Source organism: Marinobacter halophilus, assembly GCF_003007685.1.
Classification (GTDB): Bacteria; Pseudomonadota; Gammaproteobacteria; order Pseudomonadales; family Oleiphilaceae; genus Marinobacter; species Marinobacter halophilus.
Window position 1 is genome coordinate 110,085 of sequence record NZ_PXNN01000013.1, and the last position, 18,876, is coordinate 128,960.

Consider the following 18,876-nt stretch of genomic DNA (forward strand, 5'->3'; position numbering starts at 1 on the left):
CTTGTTCAGTATGGTTTATGTAATGTTAGAAAACGAAGTGTGAAAATGAGGAGTAGTGCACAGGATAGGGGTGGCTGGTTTAACGGTCGGCCCTGACCGACGACAGCGCCACTTTGACGGTTTGTTGCCGCTGCATGAAGCTGACCAGCACAATGGCGCGCTCCTCGCCATCGTAGGCCTGAAAGATCGCACTCAGCCCCTTGAACGGGCCGTCGTCCAGCTCAACCGGTTCACCGGGCTTGATACCGCCCTGCTCTGCCACTTTATCCATGCTCGCCCTGATGTGGTCGATTACCTCATCTGCAATCGCCGCCGGCTTGTTGGCAAAGCTGACCACCCGCATCACACCACGGGTCGAGCGCAGCTTGCCCCACATGGGGTCGGTTTGGGTCAGGTTGATGAAGATGTAGCCAGGAAACAGCGCCTCCAGTTTCCTGGTGCGCTTACCGGCCTTGATCTTCTCCACCTCGATTTTCGGGTAGAAGCAGGCAATCTCCTGATTCTGCAAATGCTGAACCGCGCGATCACCTTGCGCGGGCTTGTGTTGAAGTGCGTACCAGGTCATGAAAGATCCATCTTTGCCAATTTGGGGTCAGACCCCAGAACATTTGGTGAGGCGAAATGTCTTGGGGTCTGACCCCAAATTCAAAACTCGACGGCTACAAAGGGGTCTGACCCCCTGGGGTCAGACCCACCCATCTGCCAGCGACCATCTGCCGGCCGCCTAAAAGTACCAGTTACCCGCGGCAATAAAAAACGGATTTAACACATCTTCCTTGCCGTACGTTAGTGGTTCGCCGTCTAGGGTCTGCACCTTGCCACCCGCAGCCAGGAGCACGGCGTGGGCGGCGGCGGTGTCCCACTCACAGGTAGGGCCCATGCGGGGGTAGATGTCGGCGTGACCTTCAGCGATGCGGCATAGTTTCAGGGAGCTGCCGGCCTGAACCATTTCATGGGGGCCGAGGGTGTCGATGAAGGCGCGGGTTTCGTCATTCAGATGATTTTTACTGGCCACTACACGCAGGCTTTCCCGAGGCTCCGCCACACGGATGCGGTGGGTGCGGCCGGTACGATCGCGCATGTGGGCGCCCTCACCTTTGATGCCCCAGAAGGCTTCTTTCAACGCCGGCGCGGTGACCACGCCCAGTACCGGCTCTCCGTCTTCAATCATGGCGATGTTGACGGTGAACTCGCCAGTGCGCTGGGTGAAATCCTTGGTGCCGTCGATGGGGTCGATCAACCAGAACCGGCGCCAGTGTTTGCGCTCCTCCCAGGAGGCTTGCGCGCCCTCCTCCGAAAGGATCGGAATATCCCGGCTGATGCGGCGCAAGCCTTTGACGATGATGTCGTGGCTGGCCATGTCAGCTGCGGTGATCGGGGACTGGTCTTCTTTGTAGTTCACTTTGAAATCAGACTGGTAGATGTGCAGCACTTTCTCGCTGGCCTCATCCGCCAACCTGATGATATCTGGGAGTATAGAACTGTAATACATAGTCGCATCCTGCTCGGCCGATTCTGCGGTAATAGTAACAAACTTTGGGGTCAGACCCCCGGACATTTGGTCGGGCGAAATGTCTTGGGGTCTGACCCCAACTTGAATTTTTTGATCGGCTGAGGCAGATTACTCGGCTCAAAAATAACGTCACAAGGAATGTGAGATGCCCCGCCGACTACGGATTTGTCCGGCCGGGATGCCCCAGCATGTGATTCAGCGGGGTAATAACCGGCAGGTTTGTTTTCAGGATTTGGCCGATCGCGCCACCTATGCCATGTTTCTTTCGCGCTACCTGCGCAAGTTTGAGGTGGATATTCACGCCTGGGTGCTGATGGACAATCACACGCACCTGCTGATTACGCCTCACTCTGACACGTCTCTCTCTGACTTCATGAAGGCCGTGGGTCAGCACTATGCCCAGTATTACAACTATAAACATGACCGATCCGGCACGCTCTGGGAGGGGCGGTTCAAGTCTTGCCTGGTGGATACGGAGCAGTATTTTTTGCAGTGCCAGCGCTACATCGAGTTGAACCCGGTAAAGGCGGGAATGGTGGATTACGCCGGGGATTATCAATGGTCCAGTTACAACTGCCATGCTTATGGCATGCGCTCCAAACTGCATACACCGCACGATTGTTACCTGAGTTTTCAGCCAGATCCGGCTAGGCGCTTTGTTAGCTATCGCTCGTTTGTCGCGAGCCCCGCGCCTGAGGGCATGGATGATCAGATTCGTTATGCGGCGATTTCGGGGAAGGCGCTGGGGTCTGAGGAGTTTCAGGAGCAGATGATAGCTAGATTCGGACAAAGTTGATTTGGGGTCAGACCCCAGGACATTTGATGGTGCGAAATGTCCGGGGGGTCTGACCCCAATTTCAGATTTCGACTTCCTGGAAGAGTTCTGGCACTTCGGCGTCCCAGCCGAATTTTTCGGTGATGCGTTTGCGCATGGTGTCGCTGGCGAGCACTTCGCCGTGGGTGACGTAGACTTTTTCGGGCTTGAGATTGCCCTGTTCCAGCCAGGCGAGGATTTCGTTGTAGTCGCCGTGGGCGCTCATGGAGTGCATGTTGTGGACATCGGCTTTTACCGGCCAGTACTCGCCGTGGATCTTGACGGATTCGGCACCGTTAACCAGGGCATCACCCCGGGTACCCGGGGCCTGGAAGCCGGCGAAGACCACGCTGTTGCGCGGGTTCGGCAACAGGGTTTTCAGGTGGTGCAACACCCGGCCGCCGGAAGCCATGCCACTGGCAGAGACGATCACGCAGGGGTAGCGCACGGCGTCCAGCTCGATGGACTCATCCACCGTGCGCACGAACTGGGTTTTGTCATCAATCAGCTCGCACTGAGCGTGATTCAGCTTGTGCTCTTTGTGGTGCTTGATGAAGATCTCAGTGGCTTTGATCGCCATGGGACTGTTCAGGAACACCGGCAGCTTGGGGATTCTGCCCTGCCCCATGAGCTTATGAATCACGTACAGCAGCATCTGCGCCCGGCCAACGGCGAACGCGGGCATCAGGGTGATGCCGCCACGGCCGGCGGTTTTGGTGATGATGTCGGCCAGCTCGGTTTCCGGGTCGGTTTCGCTGTGGAGGCGGTCGCCGTAGGTGGATTCGCACACCAGGACATCGGCGTGCTGCAGCGGCTCCGGCGGGCGCATGATCATGTCGTTTTGCCTGCCTACATCGCCGGTGAATACCACGGTGCGGTCTGCACCTTTGTGATGCACATGCACACAGGATGAACCGAGAATGTGCCCCGCCGGCGTGAAGCTGACTTCAAAGCCTGGTACCGGCTCGAAGGTTTCGTGGTAATGCAGGGATTCGAAGTGCTTCAGTGCTTCCCGGGCGTCTTTAACGGTAAACAGGGGCTCCGGTTTCTCGTGCTTGGAGAACTTTTTGCGGAAGGCGTATTTGGCGTCTTCTTCCTGCAGAAAGCCGGCATCTGGCAGCAGCACCTTGCACAGTTCATGGGTGGCCTTGGTGCAGTAGATTTTGCCTTTGAAGCCGTTCTTTACCAGCGCCGGCAAATAGCCGGAATGGTCGATGTGGGCATGGGTGAGCACCACCGCGTTGATGCTGGAAGGGTCTACCGGAAACGTCGCCCAGTTCCGCCGCCGCAGGGTTTTCACCCCCTGATACATACCGCAATCCACCAGTAAACGGTGATTGTCATCAGATAGCAGGTAACGGGAACCGGTCACAGTGCCTGTGCCACCGAGAAAGCGAAGTTTCATAGACGTGTAATCCTTGTCTGGCGAATGATGGTCTCAGCTTAGCGTAAAAATGTAACGGGGTCAGACCCCAAGACATTTGAGAGGGCGAAATGTCCGGGGGTCTGACCCCAAATTCGTTATACTGCGCGAAATTTCAGTGGCGGGCTCGCTTATGACCTTTAAAAGCACCTTTTATTCAACACTTGCCGTGGCGTTTATACTGGCCATGGTGCTGATGGTTCAACTGCATCGCTATGGCATCGCTGTGGATGTGGCGCGCCTTGAAAGCCTGCAGGCGTGGGCCGGGGACGACCCGGAGCGTCAGGCGCAGATGGATCGGTATTTCGAGCGGTGTATTTCGAACCATCGCGACGTGGATGACAAGCGCCGGGCGGAGCATATTCGCTCTTTGTATCAGTGTGCTGAGGAGTATGGATCACCCGCCATTGCCGAGCGGGTGCGGGAAGCGCCGGCCAAGGTCAGCGTACCTGTGCCTTTGCGGTGGGTTTGGTAGGGTGTTATGGGGCTGCCCAAAATTCTGGCAGAGGAATTATCCAATTATGACGCGTTAGCTGCACTACGGCTCGGCGCTGGCGATGTACACAGCCTACTCAGCACCCGTTTTCGCAGAAACGAGGGATTGGACGCTGACGGTCGAAACCGGACCAGTTTGGTTTTCCCGCAACGATGTTCAGATTCCCAACGACAGCACGGGGGATCGCTTTGATCCCCTGAAACTGACAGGCCAGGTAGCCGACCCATATTTACGGGTGCACCTGGCTTACCAGCTATCTGAAAAACATTCCGTCAGCCTGCTTTACGCCCCTGGGCGCACTATGGCGTGCTGGGATTAAGCTATCGCTTTTGAGGGCCGCAGCTGGAAAGTTAACTTTGGGGTCAGACCCCAGAACATTTGGCCGGGTGAAATGTCTTGGGGTCTGACCCCAAATTTTCAGCCGTGGTATCCTTGCCGCCCTGTTTTTTGCAGACCCGCTCCTTTCTAAACAGCTTAGGTTTTTATTATGCGAACGATTATCCGTGCTTTTTTCCGCCTGCTGCGGCTGGTTCTGACCCCCTTTATGCTGCTTTCGGAGAAACTCAGCACGCCCAAAGCGATCAGCCGCCCACCCGAGCAGCAAGCTGCTGTCGATGAAGCAACCGCCAAGCTGGCGCTCTATCAGTTCCGCGCCTGCCCGTTCTGCATCAAAGTGCGCAAGGAAATGGCCCGGCTGGGGCTGAATATCGAGCTGCGTGATGCGCAACACGACCCGAAACACCGCGAGGCGCTGCTGGCTGGAGGCGGCAACGTTAAAGTGCCCTGCCTGCTGATCACCAATGACCAGGGTGAAGAGCAATGGATGTATGAGACTGATGAGATCAAGGGTTGGTTGAATCAGCAGTTTGGTTGAGCGGCCCTTTTCGAGCCAGTCGTTCTGATCAAAGAATAGTACAATTGCCAGGGTTGTAACTGGCTTGCCAGTTTGCTGCGGCTGATCTGTCTATCACGCAAGACCAGGTACCGGCGGCCGTGCGCTCGTGGCGGATGATGGTGCCGGACACATTTGGGTGAGCATTGCCCCCCATGGTCACTTGTAACTGACCAGATCCGTCAGCGTTAACGGTGGCGATTTCGGTGGCAGAGTTACCATTAGTCATTGTTGACGGCACATAACCCAGCACTTGATTGTTGATGGTCGCTGAACCGGTCAAGTTTGATTCGAAGGATGCACGGTAAGCCGCCAACTCGCCAACAGCACGATTTATCTGGGATTTTGCGATATGGCTTTGGTACAGAGGGATAGCAACGGCCGCCAAAATGCCGATAATGGCAACCACGATCATCAGCTCTATCAGGGTGAAACCTTTGTTGGGGTTTGGCATTGCTGCTGCTCTTGTCGATTGATTGAACAAGTCGCAGCAAATTTGGGGCCAGGTTAGCACCAGTTCATACACGCCTTTCATAAAAGCCCGAGTAGATTCTGATCCTCCGCTAACGGATTTTGCCGTATAGTAGAGCACCCTTTTTTAGCGAGTTATAACCATGTTGAATGTAAACGAATACTTCGATGGTAAAGTGAAATCTATCGCCTTTCAGGGTGAAGCCCTGCCTGCCACCCTAGGCGTAATCAGCCCAGGCGAGTACGAGTTCGGCACCAGCAAAAAAGAAGTCATGACGGTTGTCAGTGGCGCATTGACCGTTCAGCTGCCGGGCAGCGAAAGCTGGGTTCGTTACGGGGCTGGCGACGCGTTTGAAGTTGAGGCTAATGCCAGCTTTAAGGCCAAGGCAGACATGGATACCGCTTACTTCTGCACCTACGAATAACAGCACCGGGGGCAGAGCATCCAACTGATTGAACAGCGATTTCCCGATGGAACTCTGCCCTACAGCCACCCCGGGGCGGAGCTATAATACCCGGAACAGCGGGAGACAGTTGTCCATGATCATCATGGCTTTGTTTGTTCTGACACTGGGCGTTGTCAGCGTAGCCTCACTGATAACGGGGAAGCTCACCCCATGGTCCTCGCAGCCGGTCTATTTCCGGCAACGCCCGGTCGTTTTTTTGGCGTATGTTTCTGGCTGTTTGATCGTTATGGTTTGCCTGATTGCCGTGCTTCGGGCTTGGTTTGGGTAGTTTGTTGAGTGATCATACTGCTGCCTGTCCCTGATAGTTTACTAAATCAGATGCACCTCAGGCAGCATGCGTTTGTGTAGGATGCGGATAATCTCAACAACATCGTCGGTGGCTAGCCGATAGAATATGATGTGGCTTCCCTGAGGGTACTGCCGGTAGCCTGGACTTATCTCATCGCAGGCTTGCCCCAGATTTGGATTCTCACCCAGAAGGTGAAAGCATTGATCGAACTGAAGAATATAGTGGTTTCGTTGATCCCGGCCCCATTCACGCTCCGTGTATAGGGCAATAGATTTGAGGTCAGCTTTGGCCTTCCTGGAAAGTTTGAAACTTGTCATCAGCGTTCTTCGTTGTCCAATTCACGAATAAACGAGTCATAGGAGTACTCTTCGAAACCACTGTCCTCGCCTTCCTTGAGTAGTTTACGAATTCTAGTCAGGCGTGTTTCAGACTCTTCAAGCAAGCGCAATGCGGCACGAACGACCTCGCTGGTAGAGCTGTATCGGCCATTTTTGAGCTGTTCTGCAATGAACGTATCAAAATGTTGGCCTAGAGTGATGCTAGTGTTCTTCTGCATGGCGCCACCTCGACAGTACCAATAATTGGTATATTTTGGTCTAGGTAGCATAACAATGCAATCCATGGTTAGGCTCGTGCCTGTCCATTGGTTAGGCTCGTGCCTGTCCATAAGAGGGTTTTGGTCGTCGAACACCACATGATCCAACCGCGAGAATCCTACTGGCAGGTTAGTACCTCTCCATTCAACTACCATTGCCCATGCTTTTACAGCGGAATGGCCAGATGAGTCCCATCAGGAAGCTCAATGCAGGCCAGTGCCTGTCCACGATTGCACCCATGCACGATTGCATGACTCTTTTGGCGGTTGATGGGAGTTATAAATGTAAAATCTCGATGCCCTTTCTTCTCACAAGGTTCAACAATTTCAGCGATGCTCCGGCAGGCTTTTTCTCACCCGTCTCCCACTTCTGAACGGTTGAAACACTCACGTTAAGAATGGCAGCAAACACAGCCTGACTCATACGGGTCTGGCTGCGAATATTCCGGATTTCTTCCGGCGGGAGCTCTCTACTGTCAGTGCGACACAGCTCTTCGTATTCGCCGAGTCGCCGTTTACCTATTAGCCCAACGGCATGGAGGTCCAATGCCGTTTCTCGAATTTCATTCAACAGCCGGTTGTCTCTCTCAGTGGTTGCCATAAGTAATCTCTCCGTTTTTCCGCATCCATCGATAAAACGTTTTCGTTCTGAAGATCCTTATCATACGCAAACCATACCACTGAGTGGAACACCGAAACCAATAACACTTGTAAGCCAGTTATATCCGGCAACAAGATACTGTACATATATACAGCTTAAAATTATTGATGCATGATGTGACCATGTCAACAGTCACGGAAGACAAGGACCCACCATACCCAAAGCCAGAGCAAAACTGGTCAGCGTTTCAGATACCCCCTTCTACCACGTGATCTCACGCTGCGTGCGCCGCACCTTCCTGTGCGGGCAAGATCGCGCCACCGGGCGCAGTTACGAGCACCGGCGAGGATGGATTGAAGAGCGGATCCGGTTGCTGGCATCTGTGTTCGCGGTAGATGTTGCCGCTTATGCGGTGATGTCGAACCACTACCACCTGGTGGTGAAGCTAAGCCCGGATGACGTGGAACCGTGGAGCATAGATGAGGTGCTGGCGCGCTGGTGCAGCCTCTATAAAGGGCCACCACTGGTACAGCGGTACCATCGGGGTGATGAGTTGTGTGCGGCCGAGTTTCGGCGAGTGGAGGAGTACGCAGAAACCTTCAGGCTGCGGTTGGCGGATTTAAGCTGGTTTATGAAATGCCTGAACGAGCCGATTGCGAGGCAGGCCAACCGGGAAGATGAGTGCACCGGGCGGATCAGCCGGAGTGACAAACGGGGCGCTATTGGTGAGAAGGCGCTGCCGATTCTGAAACGGTTGAATCTGGACCCGGAACGGTGGTGCCACCGGGCAACCGCCTTTGAAGATAGCTATCAAGACTACCGGAATCCTGGACGGCGACGACAAGCGGCTTAGGCTACCTCCCCTTCTTTCTCAAATCAGACTATCGGCGCGTCCGCCGAGAACGTCGCTCGCTTGAAATCCGCAGATTTCCAGAATTCACGGTGGAATGCCGCCGCCGTTTTGTCATAACCCCGAATTACGCGACGCCTGAAACGACAAAAGCCCGGAGAACAAACATGTCTGTCCATAATGGTTTATGGTTTTCAGGCAGCGTGCGGCTGTATCTCCTTAGCAATCTTCGCTTCTTTGCTCATCTGAGCCTGGCGTAGCTCAAACTCAGTTTGGAGGTTCAACCAGAACCGCGCACTGGTGCCAAAGTAACGAGCTAGTCGCAGCGCTGTGTCTGCGGAAACGCCCCGGTTCTCACGAACGATCTCATTCATCCGCGTCGCCGGAACATTCAAAGCATTGGAGAGCGCATTTACGCTCATCTCCAGCGGCTCCAGATACTCTTCCCGTAGAATCTCTCCAGGGTGAATGGGACGCATACCATTGCTAATCATTGTGCGACCTCCTCAGTGGTAATCAACAATTTCAACATCTTCCGGACCGTCAGTAGTCCATCGAAAGCACATCCGCCACTGCCGGTTAATGCGAATACTGTGCTGGCCTTCCCGGTCACCATTAGTGGCCAGTGCCTGTCCATCATTCTGCCAGTGCCTGTCCATGATCATTCTGATCCCAGCTGCTGTTGCCCGGTTATCAAAGTGGAATAGCGTGATGAGTTCCGTCAGGAAGCTCAATATCCAAACGGACTTTCGCACCAGCACTCTCCACATATCGTTTAATGGAGGACAGCTTCAAGTCTTTACCGGCCTTTTCCATGTTCGCAATCGTAGGCTGGCTTACACCCATGGCTTCCGCCATATCTTTCTGGGTTTTCTCCAACAAAGCACGAACTTCACTGAGACGAATCTCCAAAAGAATGCGATCTGCTTTAATCTGCGCGCGCCTGACAACGTCCGGCTTTTCGCTAGCCAGCAGTTCGTCCAAAGAATTTGCCATATCAGTTGCCTCTCTTGAGATCTTCCAAATGGGCGGTAAATTCTCGGTCTGCCACTGGAATCATCTCATCATAAAACCGTTTGTCTTTACCTGTTTTCTCGCCGGCACAGAGAATTATGCCCGTGCGGGCTGGATCAAATGCAAAGAATGCCCGAATGGGCCTGCCTTTGCTCTGCACCCTCAGCTCTTTCATATTGCTATGTGCCGACCCGTAAACGCTGTCGGCGTGTGGCCGGGATAGCATCGGACCTTTCTCTTTCAATACCAGTATCGCCGCCAGGACATTCTCTCTATCCCCATCGCCAAGCGACCGGTACCAATCGTCAAACCGCGTAGTTGTTTCGATTGTCCACATTAACCGCCTCCAACTATAGCCTGCAAGCTATACCAACTTCAAACCACATGAACCTAACTCAAAATACTTATTACTGTTTATTTGTACAGCTGTATACTTATACAATAAACCAAACGTATCAACAGTCACGGAAGACAAGGATTTCGTCATGCCCAAAGCACGAGCAGAACTGGTCTGCGTTTCAGACACTCCGTTTTATCACGTCATTTCTCGCTGCGTGCGAAGAACATTTCTATGCGGGAAAGATCGTGCCACCGGTCGCTGCTACGAGCACCGGCGGGGCTGGATTGAGGAGCGTATCCGACTGCTGGCGTCGGTGTTTGCGGTGGATATTGCGGCCTATGCGGTGATGTCTAACCACTACCACCTGGTGGTCAAACTCTGCCCGGATGACGTGGAAACCTGGAGCAACGATGAGGTGCTGGCGCGCTGGTGCAGCCTTTACAAAGGGCCGCCGTTGGTGCAGCGCTATCACCGGGGCGATGACCTCTGCCCGGCCGAACTGAGGCGTGTGGATGAGTATGCTGGCACCTTCCGTAAGCGGCTGGCAGACTTGAGCTGGTTCATGAAATGCCTGAATGAGCCAATTGCCCGGCAGGCCAATAAGGAAGATGAATGCACCGGCCACTTTTATGATGGCCGTCCATGGCCATCACCCCTGCGGGGCCAGCCTTCGGCTGTTCCAATTTGATCCAGTCAAATTGGTGGGAAAGCCGTTTCAAATCCCAAGCATTAGACACCGAAGAAGCCCTGCTCTCCTGCATGGCCTATGTGGACCTGAACCCCATTCGAGCCGCTATCGCGGACACTCCGGAAAGCTCTGATCACACCAGCATTAAGGAGCGGATCAGTCCTACCTTCAATCTGGCCGAAGCCATCATCAGGCAAACGGAACAGCAGGCGTTGAACGAGTTTTCGGTTCCGCTGAAACCGCTGTTAGGTTTTGAAGGTGTTATCCGCAACGGCTTCCAACGCGGAATACTATTCAGTTTTGCTGACTATCTGGAGCTGGTGGATTGCACCGGCCGGATCAGCCGGAGCGACAAACGCGGAGCCATTGATGAAAATGCCTTGCCGATTCTCGAACGACTGAATCTGGACTCCGGCCGCTGGTGCGAGCGGGCCACCCGGTTTGAGGACACTTATCAGGATTACAGGCAGAGCCGACGACGACGGGCAGCCTAAAGCCCCCCTCCCCCTGAACCACTCTCCTCAATCTGGCACACGTGCCGGAGCGTTGGCGTACCCGAAATACCGAGCCATAGCCGCGAATCGGACCTTTGTCGCGCACAGCTTTGACATAATCTTCAATTACGCGGCGCCAGAAACGACAAAAGCCCGGAGGTCGAAGCCACCGGGCTTTTGGGGATCAGGTCAGGCTAGTGCCTGTCCATCAGGCTAGTGCCTGTCCATAATTGATCATAACCTCCGCTTTTGGCCGGCCGATGGGTCGAAGCTGCCCGAACTCTTCATCCGTAAGCTCTCGAGTGTCCGGATCTCCTCCAATACCCGCCTTGATTTCAGCTTCTTCCTGCTCAGACGGCAAGTCAAACGTCCGACCCGATTTAGATTTAGATTTTGCCTGCATAGAGCCTCACCTCTCGCCTGTTGGCTTTTCGGAGACTGATTATGCGCCGGACCTCACCTCTTTCAGTGAAGACAACGCAGTAGACACGATTACCTATAGGCCCATACCCAATCATTCTACGCTCACCGTAATCATTTCGAGCATCTTCCACAGCCCAGGTTATGGCTTTGCCTATGGCTTTGCCTGTCCATGATCAGTTTGACATAACGGGATATTACGCGATGCCAGAAACGACAAAAGCCCGGGGGTCGAAACCTCCGGGCTTTCGGGGATCAGGTCAGGCTAGTGCCTGTCCAAGATCAGCTTGTCAGGCTATGCGGGCCTGTCCGTGATTAGTCTGAAATCAGTTGTCACAACCAGATGGTTCATATTTGTCATCACCGCTGTACGCACATGACCAAGCACCATCGGTGGCACGACTCAGGGTGATAGTGTCGCCACTTACGGCAGGATTGCCACCAACAGTACCCTGAATAGCCGTTGCTTGAATGCCGGTTTCTGCGTCCGGAGCGTTGATAGCGACAGCACTACAGGCCTGCAAGTTTATGCCTAAGTTAGCTTGGGTGTAATAAGCGGCGGCTTTGCCCTCGTTAGTGGCAATCTCGTACTGAGTCTTACCCGGGCTGATTTCTGCCAGGCAAGATGTAACCTGGGTTTTAGCCACGTAGTCTTGGTAAGCCGGAATAGCAATCGCAGCCAGAATACCAATAATCGCAACAACGATCATAAGTTCAATCAGAGTAAAACCGTTCTGACCGTGTTTCATTTTAATTTCTTGCATGTTATCGACCTCTAGAGTTGTCGTTTTTCGTTTTAAACAGCTCCGGGGCGGTGGAGCTCTACCCCAGGACCGCATTGAGCCTGAATGAAACCAAGCAGCCATCATGCCAACTGCAAGATAATGTTAAAAACAAACTAAAATTCAGTTACTTGCAACGCCGACGTGATACACATCACACTCGCTCATATAACTGATTTATCGCCCCAAGGCGTCCAGGAGTGACACTTTTCGTCACCTACAGCTGCAGGAATCGACAGGCACTCTCCATCGACATATCCTTGAGAAAGATCAAACCTGAGACCCACCCCGCTTTCCAAACTCCGGCCATACATCTAAACTCCGAGTCATAAACACGATATTCAGCCACTTATAAGACTTTCCTCAGAGTATTTATGGCGAGCAGCAACCGAAACGTGACGCTGACGGGTCTGGCCCGTCGATTTGTGGATGATGGGCTTCTGGATGAAGACACCGCCAAAGACGCCTTTATCCAGGCCTCCCAGAACCGTATCCCCCTAATCACCTACCTGACCCAGAATCATCTCGCTGACAGTTCCAAGCTGGCGTTTTCTGCCGCCATGGAGTTCGGCGTTTCGGTGCTTGATCTGGACTCCTTCATGCCTGAGATGATGCCGGAGAAGGCGGTCGACGAAAAACTGGTACGCAAGCACAACGCCTTGCCGTTGTATAAAAGGGGTAATCGCTTATTCATCGCGGTTTCCGACCCTACCAACATACAGGCGTTGGACGAGATCAAGTTCAATACGGGCCTGAGTACCGATGCCGTGCTGGTGGACGATGCCAAGCTGCGCATTGCCATCGACAAGTATCTGGAATCGCAAGACTCCACCATGGGCGATCTGGATGACGCCGATCTTGAGGGCGTAGAAACCGAGGGTGGCGACAAAGACGACGACGGGGCCGCAAGCACCGCCGAGGTGGATGACGCTCCGATCGTCAAGTATGTGAACAAGATGCTGCTGGACGCCATTCGCGGCGGGGCGTCTGACGTCCACTTCGAGCCTTACGAGAAAACCTATCGGGTACGTTACCGGACCGATGGCATTCTCAAAGAGATGTCCCGACCTTCCATCAAGCTGGCACCGAAAATTTCGGCCCGGATCAAGATCATGGCGCAGTTGGACATTTCCGAGCGGCGGGTGCCTCAGGATGGCCGGATCAAGATGAAGCTGTCGAAAACCAAGGCCATCGATTTTCGGGTGAACACCCTGCCCACACTTTGGGGCGAAAAGATTGTGTTGCGGATTCTGGACCCGAGCCAGGCCCAGATGGGTATCGACGCCCTGGGCTATGAGGAAGACCAGAAGCAGCTGTACATGGACGCCCTCTCCCAGCCGCAGGGTATGATTCTGGTTACCGGGCCGACCGGTTCCGGTAAAACGGTCTCCCTCTATACCGGCCTTAACATCCTCAACACGCCGGGCATCAATATCTCCACCGCCGAGGACCCGGCCGAGATTAACCTGGAAGGCATCAACCAGGTCAACGTCAACACCAAGGTGGGCCTTGGCTTTGCCGAAGCGCTGCGGGCTTTCCTGCGGCAAGATCCGGATGTAATCATGGTGGGCGAGATCCGGGACCTGGAAACCGCCAACATTGCCATCAAGGCGGCGCAAACGGGCCACCTGGTTTTGTCTACCCTGCACACCAACAGTGCCGCAGAAACCCTGACCCGCATGATGAACATGGGGGTGCCGGCGTTCAACATTGCCACTTCGGTGAGCCTGATTATTGCCCAGCGCCTTGGCCGGCGGTTGTGCAGCTGCAAACAACCGATGGACGTGCCAAAGGACGTACTTTTGAAGGAAGGGTTCACACAAGAACAAATTGATACAGGCTTCACGTTGTTCAGGCCGAAGGGCTGTGATAAATGCACTAGTGGATACAAAGGCCGCGTCGGTATTTACGAGGTGGTGAAGATTACCGAAGAGCTGGCCAGCATGATTATGGAAGAAGCCAGTTCCATTAAAATTGCAAAACAGGCGCAGGCAGATGGCTTCCGCAATCTGAGGCAATCCGCCCTCCGAAAGGTAATGGAGGGTGTGACCAGCCTCGAGGAAGCTAACCGCGTGACGAAGGATTAAGCATGGCAGAAAAAGCGCAGAAGCTGGAATCGTACATTTGGGAAGGTAAAGACCGTAAAGGTAACAAAGCCAAAGGAGAGCTGACCGGCTCTAACCTGGCCTTGGTAAAAGCCCAATTGCGCAAGCAGGGCATCATTCCTGATAAGGTGAAAAAGAAGCCCAAGCCGTTGTTTGGTGGTAGCAAGAAGATCACACCGTTTGATATTGCGATGCTGACCCGCCAGTTAGCCACCATGATGAAGGCGGGTGTACCGCTGGTGCAGAGCTTTGACATCGTGGCCGATGGCTTGGAGAACAAAGGCTTGCAAGAACTGGTGATGAGTCTCCGGAACGACATTTCATCCGGTACCGGCTTTGCCGCCTCCCTGCGCAAACACCCCAAGTACTTCGATACCTTGTACTGCAACCTGGTGGATTCCGGTGAAAAGGCCGGTGCTCTGGAGCAGATGCTCGACCGGATTGCTCTCTATCTGGAAAAAACAGAGCTGCTCAAGAAGAAAGTCAAAAAGGCAATGACTTACCCGATTGCCATTGTTGTGGTGGCAATTATCGTAACCGCCATTCTGCTGGTGAAAGTGGTTCCCCAGTTCGAGAGCTTGTTCCAAGGCTTCGGCGCTGAGCTTCCGGTATTTACCCAAATGGTCGTAAAGCTCTCAGATTGGATGCAAACCTGGTGGTTTGTGGTGCTATTGGGCATTGTGGGCACCCTGTACTTATTCAAGGAAGCCAAACGGCGCTCGCAAAAGTTCTCAGACATTGTAGACAAGTACACCCTTAAGATACCTGTTGTCGGCGAAATCCTGGATAAATCTGCAGTCGCCAAATTTGGCCGGGTACTTTCCACAACATTTGCTGCCGGTGTCCCGCTGGTGGACGCATTGGACTCGGTTGCTGGTGCCACCGGTAACGCCGTTTACCGGGATGCCATCATGAACATTAAAAACGATGTCTCCAGTGGTACCCAGTTGCAGGCAACCATGCGCCAACAGGGTGTTTTTCCGGTGATGGCGGTTCAGTTAACCGCGATTGGTGAGGAGTCCGGTAATCTGGATGGTATGTTGGAAAAGGTAGCCGTGCATTATGAAGGCGTGGTTGACGATATGGTCGACAACCTGACCGCGTTGATGGAGCCTATCATCATGGCCGTTCTGGGCGTTCTCGTCGGCGGCTTGATCATCGCCATGTACCTGCCAATCTTCCAGATGGGTCAGGTTGTTGGCTGAGTTTTCGCCTTAGTCGCCCGGCCACTCCAAATTGCCCCGCTCCCACCCCGGGAGCGGGGCATAACCCCAGCTCAACACGAGTGCTTTAATGCCTACGCTTGACGTTTTCCTCGCTACCCCCTGGCTTCTCTACCTCTCCGTCATTTTCTTCTCTCTCTGCATCGGCAGTTTTCTGAACGTGGTCATCCTGCGCCTGCCCAAGATGATGCAACAGGAGTGGCGCTGTCAGTGTGAGGAGTTTCTGGAGCTCCCGGAGAAGCAGCGAAAATCAGACACGCCACTGTCGTTGTCCAAACCCGCCTCCACCTGCCCCTCCTGTGGCCACCAGATTCGGGCCTGGGAGAATGTTCCGGTCATCAGCTGGTTACTGCTGCGGGGCAAGTGTTCGTCTTGCATGACCCGCATTTCACCACGCTACCCGATCATTGAGGCGGTTACGGCGCTGTTTTCGGTGGCGACGGTGGCTCTGTTGGGGCCCACCGAGTCCTCTTTGTGGGCGTTGCTGCTGGTGTGGTCGCTGATTGCTTTGACAATGATTGATTTTGATACCCAGTTGCTGCCGGATAGCATTACTCTGCCGCTGATGTGGTTGGGGCTGGTGCTGAACTACTTCGGGGTGTTGACGGATTTTGAGAGTGCCTTCTGGGGCGCGGTGGCGGGGTATCTGTCGCTGTGGTCGGTTTACTGGCTGTTTAAGTTGGCGACCGGCAAGGAAGGTATGGGGCATGGTGACTTCAAGTTGTTGGCGGCGCTGGGGGCCTGGTTGGGGTGGCAGTTGTTGCCGGCGGTGATTTTGTTATCGTCTCTGGTTGGGGCGGTGGTTGGTATCAGCCTGATGGTGTTCAAGAAGCATGGGCGGGAGGTGCCGATTCCGTTTGGGCCTTATCTGGCGGCGGCTGGGGTGTTGGGGCTTTGGTTTGGTTCGGAGATTTTGGTGGTTTGGTTTGGGGTTTTGGGGGCTTGATTTGAAGATTGTTGGGTTGACTGGGGGGATTGGGTCCGGGAAGTCTACGGTGGTGCGCATTTTTGGGGATTTGGGTGTGCATTGGGTGGATGCGGATGATGTGGCTCGGGAGGTGGTTGAGCCGGGCACGTCGGCGTTGGCGGCGATTGCTGAGCATTTTGGGGCGGTGATTTTGTTGTCGGATGGCGGGCTGGACCGGGCGGCGCTGCGGCAGCGGGTGTTTGAGGAGCCGGCGGAGCGGGCCTGGCTTGAGGGGCTGCTGCATCCGGTGATTCGGCAGGAGTTGATCCGCCAGCTGTCGGCGGGAGGCGCCGGGGATGACTATACCCTACCCTACGTGTTACTGGTGTCGCCGCTGTTGCTGGAGACCGATCAGCAAGAACTGGTAGAGCGGATAGTGGTTGTGGATGTGCCGGAAGAAGTTCAGATTGAACGCACCATGGCTCGGGACGATAATTCCCGTGAGCAGGTGGAACGTATTATGGCCGCGCAAATGGCCAGACAGGAGCGGCGTTCAAGGGCAGACGCACATATTGACAACAATCGCCCGTTACAGGATGTGGAGCGTCAGGTTTGTGAATTGCATAATCGGTTCCTGTTTGAATTTCGCTAAGGAGCCCCGGCTGGCATGGCTGGCCGTTCCGCTGTTTGCTCTGTTGGTCTCATCTTACAGTCACTCGGCAGAGCCGCCGATGTTCACGGTACAGAACACCACCATTCCTGATGTGCTCTCCCCGAGCGCATTGCCCTATGCGTTCTACGTCTTTGAGCCTGAAGACTACTGGGCGGAACCGGTTGATTCCTGGTGGATGAACTTCAGCAACTGGGTGATCCGGCAGGAGCGCGTTCACGGCTCAACCGTGCAAACGTTCGGAGCCTGGGCTGACCGCACTTTGTCTCGCTCCAGTCACTCGATTCCGGGTAACGAAAGCTATCTCAGGCTGGGCTTTGCCGCCGAATCGGAATACAGCGACATCGCGCAATTCAAACCGGAGGTCCGGTTTCGCCTGGAAGTGCCCACCACCGAGGAGAAGCTTCGCCTGGTTATTGAGAGCGAGAGTGATGAGCTGATTCCGCTGGGCGAACGGGAGCGGGATCGCCGGTTAACCGAGCCGGAACGGACCGACACCGAGACCACCGGTGCTCTGCGCTACCTGTCGCAGGTGGGTGATGCGATTAATCTGTCGACGGACATCGGCGGCCGGCTAAGGTTGCCACCCGAGGTGTTCTGGCGCACCACCGCCCGCAAAGACTGGCAACTGGATGACGCCTGGGCTCTTAGAGTTCAGCAACGGCTGTACTATTTCCACACTCGGGGCTGGGGTGCGCGTTCCTGGATTGGTGCCAATCGCGCCGTTGGCAATGGCTGGCGTTTTTACACGTCATCCGAGCTGGAGTGGCTGCATTCAGACCGCAAATTTGAGGCCGCCCAGGTTTTCAGTGCCAACAAGCGACTGAACAATCGGTCAACCGTTACGCCGAGGCTGGCAGCCCTTGGCGAAAGCCAACCCTCCTGGCGCACCACCTCGTATTTTGTGGATATGACCTGGCGCTATCGCCTGTACGAGGACTGGTTATTTGCGGAACTGATTCCGGCCCTGGAGTTCCCCAGGGAACAAAGTTTCAAAGATCAGGCCTCGGTGATTTTCCGCATTGAAATGTACTTCTCTGGAACGATTGAGCGGAAATGACATGACCAGACCACGCCATAAAGCCAGACCGGCCAGCGAAGCGCTCACGCTCACCCCCATCGCGATTACCCGCTCCTGTTTCAAAGACAAATTCGGGGTGCCCCGGCAACCGGGCCTGACTCGCCATGCCCATGCCGAGCTGGTGATTCAGAGCCCCTACGATCGGGAAGATGCCTTCCGGGGCCTGGAAACCGCCAGCCACCTCTGGCTGACCTTTCAGTTTCATGAAGCGGTGCGGGCTGAGTGGCGGCCGGTAGTTCGGCCACCGCGACTGGGCGGCAACAAGAAGATCGGGGTGTTTGCCAGCCGGTCGCCGTTCCGGCCCAACAGTCTGGGATTGTCGGTGGTACGCAACGAAGGCCTGGTGCACAAAAACGGACAGCTGGTGTTGCGAATCCGCGACCATGACCTGATTGATGGCACCCCGATTCTGGACATCAAGCCCTACTTGCCGTTTGCCGACTCGGTGCCGGAGGCCTCCCTGGGCTGGGCAGACTCGGCACCCACAGAGCGAGTAGAGGTTGTGTTTTACCCACAGGCTGAGGCGGAACTGGCAATGCTCTCAAGTGAAGACTACCCGGATGTAAGAGCGCTGATTGACGATGTGGTAAGTTACGACCCGCGGCCGTCGTTCCGTCGGGGCCGGGATGAAGAGCGCATCTACGGCGCCAATTTATACGACCTGAACGTGCGTTTTCGTTTCGTGAATGATGATTCAAAGATACGTGTGGAAGTGATATCCGTCTGTTAAACTGCCGCTGG

Annotated in this window: 26 protein-coding genes and 1 pseudogene; 13 read left to right on the forward strand and 14 right to left on the reverse strand. The window is 54.7% G+C overall.

Going from position 1 to position 18,876, the window contains the following annotated elements; genetic code table 11:
• Positions 1–79 precede the first annotated feature (79 nt).
• A complete protein-coding gene (gene rfaH, locus C7H08_RS10325) occupies positions 80–565 on the reverse strand; it encodes a transcription/translation regulatory transformer protein RfaH (RefSeq protein WP_106671667.1) in 486 nt (161 codons plus the stop codon).
• A gap of 159 nt (positions 566–724) precedes the next feature.
• On the reverse strand, positions 725–1,492 hold the full coding sequence (gene cysQ / locus C7H08_RS10330; RefSeq protein ID WP_106671668.1) for a 3'(2'),5'-bisphosphate nucleotidase CysQ: 768 nt from the start codon (positions 1,490–1,492) through the stop codon (positions 725–727).
• 166 nt (positions 1,493–1,658) lie between these two features.
• On the opposite strand from cysQ, the gene C7H08_RS10335 reads away from it, so the two are divergent.
• Positions 1,659–2,309 (forward strand): transposase, encoded by a 651-nt coding sequence (locus C7H08_RS10335; protein WP_227663103.1) that lies wholly within the window; start codon positions 1,659–1,661, stop codon positions 2,307–2,309.
• A 61-nt stretch (positions 2,310–2,370) separates the two neighbouring features.
• Here C7H08_RS10335 and C7H08_RS10340 read toward each other — a convergent pair whose 3' ends face one another.
• Positions 2,371–3,732 carry an MBL fold metallo-hydrolase RNA specificity domain-containing protein gene (locus tag C7H08_RS10340; protein ID WP_106671670.1) on the reverse strand — a complete coding sequence of 454 codons (1,362 nt, stop codon included), beginning with the start codon at positions 3,730–3,732 and terminating at the stop codon, positions 2,371–2,373.
• A 151-nt stretch (positions 3,733–3,883) separates the two neighbouring features.
• Between C7H08_RS10340 and C7H08_RS10345 the strand changes: the two genes are divergently transcribed.
• A complete protein-coding gene (locus tag C7H08_RS10345; RefSeq protein ID WP_106671671.1) occupies positions 3,884–4,225 on the forward strand; it encodes a hypothetical protein in 342 nt (113 codons plus the stop codon).
• 508 nt (positions 4,226–4,733) lie between these two features.
• The gene (locus C7H08_RS10350; RefSeq protein ID WP_106671672.1) at positions 4,734–5,120 is read left to right on the forward strand and encodes a glutaredoxin family protein; all 387 of its coding nucleotides are present in this window, start codon (positions 4,734–4,736) and stop codon (positions 5,118–5,120) included.
• A gap of 28 nt (positions 5,121–5,148) precedes the next feature.
• On the opposite strand, the gene C7H08_RS10355 is transcribed toward C7H08_RS10350, so the two are convergent.
• Positions 5,149–5,592 carry a pilin gene (locus tag C7H08_RS10355; RefSeq protein ID WP_106671673.1) on the reverse strand — a complete coding sequence of 148 codons (444 nt, stop codon included), beginning with the start codon at positions 5,590–5,592 and terminating at the stop codon, positions 5,149–5,151.
• Between the two features lie 160 nt (positions 5,593–5,752).
• Here C7H08_RS10355 and ppnP point away from each other — a divergent pair, with 160 nt between their 5' ends.
• Complete coding sequence (ppnP, locus tag C7H08_RS10360; protein WP_106671674.1) at positions 5,753–6,034, forward strand: pyrimidine/purine nucleoside phosphorylase; 282 nt, start codon at positions 5,753–5,755, stop codon at positions 6,032–6,034.
• A 351-nt stretch (positions 6,035–6,385) separates the two neighbouring features.
• Here ppnP and C7H08_RS10370 read toward each other — a convergent pair whose 3' ends face one another.
• The 3 genes from C7H08_RS10370 to C7H08_RS10380 all read right to left on the reverse strand — a co-directional run bounded on the left by C7H08_RS10370 (position 6,386) and on the right by C7H08_RS10380 (position 7,561).
• Positions 6,386–6,682, reverse strand: a complete 297-nt coding sequence (locus C7H08_RS10370; protein WP_106671676.1) for a type II toxin-antitoxin system RelE/ParE family toxin — start codon at positions 6,680–6,682, stop codon at positions 6,386–6,388.
• Positions 6,682–6,921: a type II toxin-antitoxin system ParD family antitoxin gene (locus C7H08_RS10375; RefSeq protein WP_106672072.1), complete on the reverse strand. Its 240-nt coding sequence runs from the start codon at positions 6,919–6,921 to the stop codon at positions 6,682–6,684. The genes C7H08_RS10370 and C7H08_RS10375 overlap by 1 nt, the downstream gene beginning before the upstream one ends.
• 316 nt (positions 6,922–7,237) lie before the next feature.
• Positions 7,238–7,561 carry a helix-turn-helix domain-containing protein gene (locus tag C7H08_RS10380; RefSeq protein WP_106671677.1) on the reverse strand — a complete coding sequence of 108 codons (324 nt, stop codon included), beginning with the start codon at positions 7,559–7,561 and terminating at the stop codon, positions 7,238–7,240.
• 268 nt (positions 7,562–7,829) lie between these two features.
• Between C7H08_RS10380 and C7H08_RS10385 the strand changes: the two genes are divergently transcribed.
• Entirely contained in the window at positions 7,830–8,414 is a 585-nt protein-coding gene (locus C7H08_RS10385; RefSeq protein WP_243411431.1) for a hypothetical protein, read from the forward strand.
• 191 nt (positions 8,415–8,605) lie between these two features.
• Here C7H08_RS10385 and C7H08_RS10390 read toward each other — a convergent pair whose 3' ends face one another.
• The 4 genes and pseudogenes from C7H08_RS10390 to C7H08_RS10405 all read right to left on the reverse strand — a co-directional run bounded on the left by C7H08_RS10390 (position 8,606) and on the right by C7H08_RS10405 (position 9,762).
• Positions 8,606–8,905: a HigA family addiction module antitoxin gene (locus C7H08_RS10390; protein WP_188445141.1), complete on the reverse strand. Its 300-nt coding sequence runs from the start codon at positions 8,903–8,905 to the stop codon at positions 8,606–8,608.
• A 12-nt stretch (positions 8,906–8,917) separates the two neighbouring features.
• A pseudogene (locus C7H08_RS18385) lies at positions 8,918–9,028 on the reverse strand (type II toxin-antitoxin system RelE/ParE family toxin); the annotation flags it as partial.
• Positions 9,029–9,104: 76 nt separating this feature from the next.
• Complete coding sequence (locus C7H08_RS10400) at positions 9,105–9,407, reverse strand: helix-turn-helix domain-containing protein (RefSeq protein ID WP_106671679.1); 303 nt, start codon at positions 9,405–9,407, stop codon at positions 9,105–9,107.
• Position 9,408: 1 nt separating this feature from the next.
• Positions 9,409–9,762: a type II toxin-antitoxin system RelE/ParE family toxin gene (locus C7H08_RS10405; protein ID WP_106671680.1), complete on the reverse strand. Its 354-nt coding sequence runs from the start codon at positions 9,760–9,762 to the stop codon at positions 9,409–9,411.
• A 148-nt stretch (positions 9,763–9,910) separates the two neighbouring features.
• Between C7H08_RS10405 and C7H08_RS18390 the strand changes: the two genes are divergently transcribed.
• Both C7H08_RS18390 and C7H08_RS18395 read left to right on the forward strand, forming a co-directional pair.
• A complete protein-coding gene (locus tag C7H08_RS18390) occupies positions 9,911–10,453 on the forward strand; it encodes a transposase (protein ID WP_227663105.1) in 543 nt (180 codons plus the stop codon).
• Positions 10,450–10,947 (forward strand): hypothetical protein, encoded by a 498-nt coding sequence (locus C7H08_RS18395; RefSeq protein ID WP_227663106.1) that lies wholly within the window; start codon positions 10,450–10,452, stop codon positions 10,945–10,947. Before C7H08_RS18390 ends, C7H08_RS18395 begins: the two co-directional genes overlap by 4 nt.
• 208 nt (positions 10,948–11,155) lie before the next feature.
• Here the strand turns inward: C7H08_RS18395 and C7H08_RS10415 are convergent, their stop codons facing one another.
• The 3 genes from C7H08_RS10415 to C7H08_RS10425 all read right to left on the reverse strand — a co-directional run bounded on the left by C7H08_RS10415 (position 11,156) and on the right by C7H08_RS10425 (position 12,131).
• Positions 11,156–11,350, reverse strand: a complete 195-nt coding sequence (locus C7H08_RS10415; RefSeq protein WP_106671681.1) for a hypothetical protein — start codon at positions 11,348–11,350, stop codon at positions 11,156–11,158.
• The gene (locus tag C7H08_RS18560; protein ID WP_227663107.1) at positions 11,334–11,501 is read right to left on the reverse strand and encodes a BrnT family toxin; all 168 of its coding nucleotides are present in this window, start codon (positions 11,499–11,501) and stop codon (positions 11,334–11,336) included. Before C7H08_RS18560 ends, C7H08_RS10415 begins: the two co-directional genes overlap by 17 nt.
• Positions 11,502–11,693: 192 nt before the next feature.
• Positions 11,694–12,131: a pilin gene (locus tag C7H08_RS10425; protein ID WP_207768310.1), complete on the reverse strand. Its 438-nt coding sequence runs from the start codon at positions 12,129–12,131 to the stop codon at positions 11,694–11,696.
• Positions 12,132–12,523: 392 nt separating this feature from the next.
• On the opposite strand from C7H08_RS10425, the gene pilB reads away from it, so the two are divergent.
• The 6 genes from pilB to tsaA all read left to right on the forward strand — a co-directional run bounded on the left by pilB (position 12,524) and on the right by tsaA (position 18,865).
• Entirely contained in the window at positions 12,524–14,236 is a 1,713-nt protein-coding gene (gene pilB / locus C7H08_RS10430; protein ID WP_106671683.1) for a type IV-A pilus assembly ATPase PilB, read from the forward strand.
• 2 nt (positions 14,237–14,238) lie between these two features.
• Positions 14,239–15,459, forward strand: a complete 1,221-nt coding sequence (locus C7H08_RS10435) for a type II secretion system F family protein (RefSeq protein WP_106671684.1) — start codon at positions 14,239–14,241, stop codon at positions 15,457–15,459.
• An 88-nt stretch (positions 15,460–15,547) separates the two neighbouring features.
• Positions 15,548–16,423 carry a prepilin peptidase gene (locus C7H08_RS10440; protein WP_106671685.1) on the forward strand — a complete coding sequence of 292 codons (876 nt, stop codon included), beginning with the start codon at positions 15,548–15,550 and terminating at the stop codon, positions 16,421–16,423.
• Position 16,424: 1 nt separating this feature from the next.
• On the forward strand, positions 16,425–17,036 hold the full coding sequence (gene coaE / locus C7H08_RS10445) for a dephospho-CoA kinase (protein WP_106671686.1): 612 nt from the start codon (positions 16,425–16,427) through the stop codon (positions 17,034–17,036).
• Between the two features lie 79 nt (positions 17,037–17,115).
• Positions 17,116–18,114: a hypothetical protein gene (locus C7H08_RS10450; protein WP_227663110.1), complete on the forward strand. Its 999-nt coding sequence runs from the start codon at positions 17,116–17,118 to the stop codon at positions 18,112–18,114.
• Between the two features lies 1 nt (position 18,115).
• Positions 18,116–18,865 carry a tRNA (N6-threonylcarbamoyladenosine(37)-N6)-methyltransferase TrmO gene (gene tsaA / locus C7H08_RS10455; protein ID WP_106671688.1) on the forward strand — a complete coding sequence of 250 codons (750 nt, stop codon included), beginning with the start codon at positions 18,116–18,118 and terminating at the stop codon, positions 18,863–18,865.
• Positions 18,866–18,876: the final 11 nt, after the last annotated feature.

Excerpts from the sequence above, each read along its gene's own strand:
- rfaH (WP_106671667.1), bottom strand. The coding sequence starts at position 565 with ATGACCTGGTACGCACTTCAACACAAGCCCGCGCAAGGTGATCGCGCG.
- cysQ (WP_106671668.1), bottom strand. The coding sequence starts at position 1,492 with ATGTATTACAGTTCTATACTCCCAGATATCATCAGGTTGGCGGATGAG.
- C7H08_RS10335 (WP_227663103.1), top strand. The coding sequence starts at position 1,659 with ATGCCCCGCCGACTACGGATTTGTCCGGCCGGGATGCCCCAGCATGTG.
- C7H08_RS10340 (WP_106671670.1), bottom strand. The coding sequence starts at position 3,732 with ATGAAACTTCGCTTTCTCGGTGGCACAGGCACTGTGACCGGTTCCCGT.
- C7H08_RS10345 (WP_106671671.1), top strand. The coding sequence starts at position 3,884 with ATGACCTTTAAAAGCACCTTTTATTCAACACTTGCCGTGGCGTTTATA.
- C7H08_RS10350 (WP_106671672.1), top strand. The coding sequence starts at position 4,734 with ATGCGAACGATTATCCGTGCTTTTTTCCGCCTGCTGCGGCTGGTTCTG.
- C7H08_RS10355 (WP_106671673.1), bottom strand. The coding sequence starts at position 5,592 with ATGCCAAACCCCAACAAAGGTTTCACCCTGATAGAGCTGATGATCGTG.
- ppnP (WP_106671674.1), top strand. The coding sequence starts at position 5,753 with ATGTTGAATGTAAACGAATACTTCGATGGTAAAGTGAAATCTATCGCC.
- C7H08_RS10370 (WP_106671676.1), bottom strand. The coding sequence starts at position 6,682 with ATGACAAGTTTCAAACTTTCCAGGAAGGCCAAAGCTGACCTCAAATCT.
- C7H08_RS10375 (WP_106672072.1), bottom strand. The coding sequence starts at position 6,921 with ATGCAGAAGAACACTAGCATCACTCTAGGCCAACATTTTGATACGTTC.
- C7H08_RS10380 (WP_106671677.1), bottom strand. The coding sequence starts at position 7,561 with ATGGCAACCACTGAGAGAGACAACCGGCTGTTGAATGAAATTCGAGAA.
- C7H08_RS10390 (WP_188445141.1), bottom strand. The coding sequence starts at position 8,905 with ATGATTAGCAATGGTATGCGTCCCATTCACCCTGGAGAGATTCTACGG.
- C7H08_RS10400 (WP_106671679.1), bottom strand. The coding sequence starts at position 9,407 with ATGGCAAATTCTTTGGACGAACTGCTGGCTAGCGAAAAGCCGGACGTT.
- C7H08_RS10405 (WP_106671680.1), bottom strand. The coding sequence starts at position 9,762 with ATGTGGACAATCGAAACAACTACGCGGTTTGACGATTGGTACCGGTCG.
- C7H08_RS18390 (WP_227663105.1), top strand. The coding sequence starts at position 9,911 with ATGCCCAAAGCACGAGCAGAACTGGTCTGCGTTTCAGACACTCCGTTT.
- C7H08_RS10415 (WP_106671681.1), bottom strand. The coding sequence starts at position 11,350 with ATGCAGGCAAAATCTAAATCTAAATCGGGTCGGACGTTTGACTTGCCG.
- C7H08_RS10425 (WP_207768310.1), bottom strand. The coding sequence starts at position 12,131 with ATGCAAGAAATTAAAATGAAACACGGTCAGAACGGTTTTACTCTGATT.
- pilB (WP_106671683.1), top strand. The coding sequence starts at position 12,524 with ATGGCGAGCAGCAACCGAAACGTGACGCTGACGGGTCTGGCCCGTCGA.
- C7H08_RS10435 (WP_106671684.1), top strand. The coding sequence starts at position 14,239 with ATGGCAGAAAAAGCGCAGAAGCTGGAATCGTACATTTGGGAAGGTAAA.
- C7H08_RS10440 (WP_106671685.1), top strand. The coding sequence starts at position 15,548 with ATGCCTACGCTTGACGTTTTCCTCGCTACCCCCTGGCTTCTCTACCTC.
- C7H08_RS10450 (WP_227663110.1), top strand. The coding sequence starts at position 17,116 with ATGTTCACGGTACAGAACACCACCATTCCTGATGTGCTCTCCCCGAGC.
- tsaA (WP_106671688.1), top strand. The coding sequence starts at position 18,116 with ATGACCAGACCACGCCATAAAGCCAGACCGGCCAGCGAAGCGCTCACG.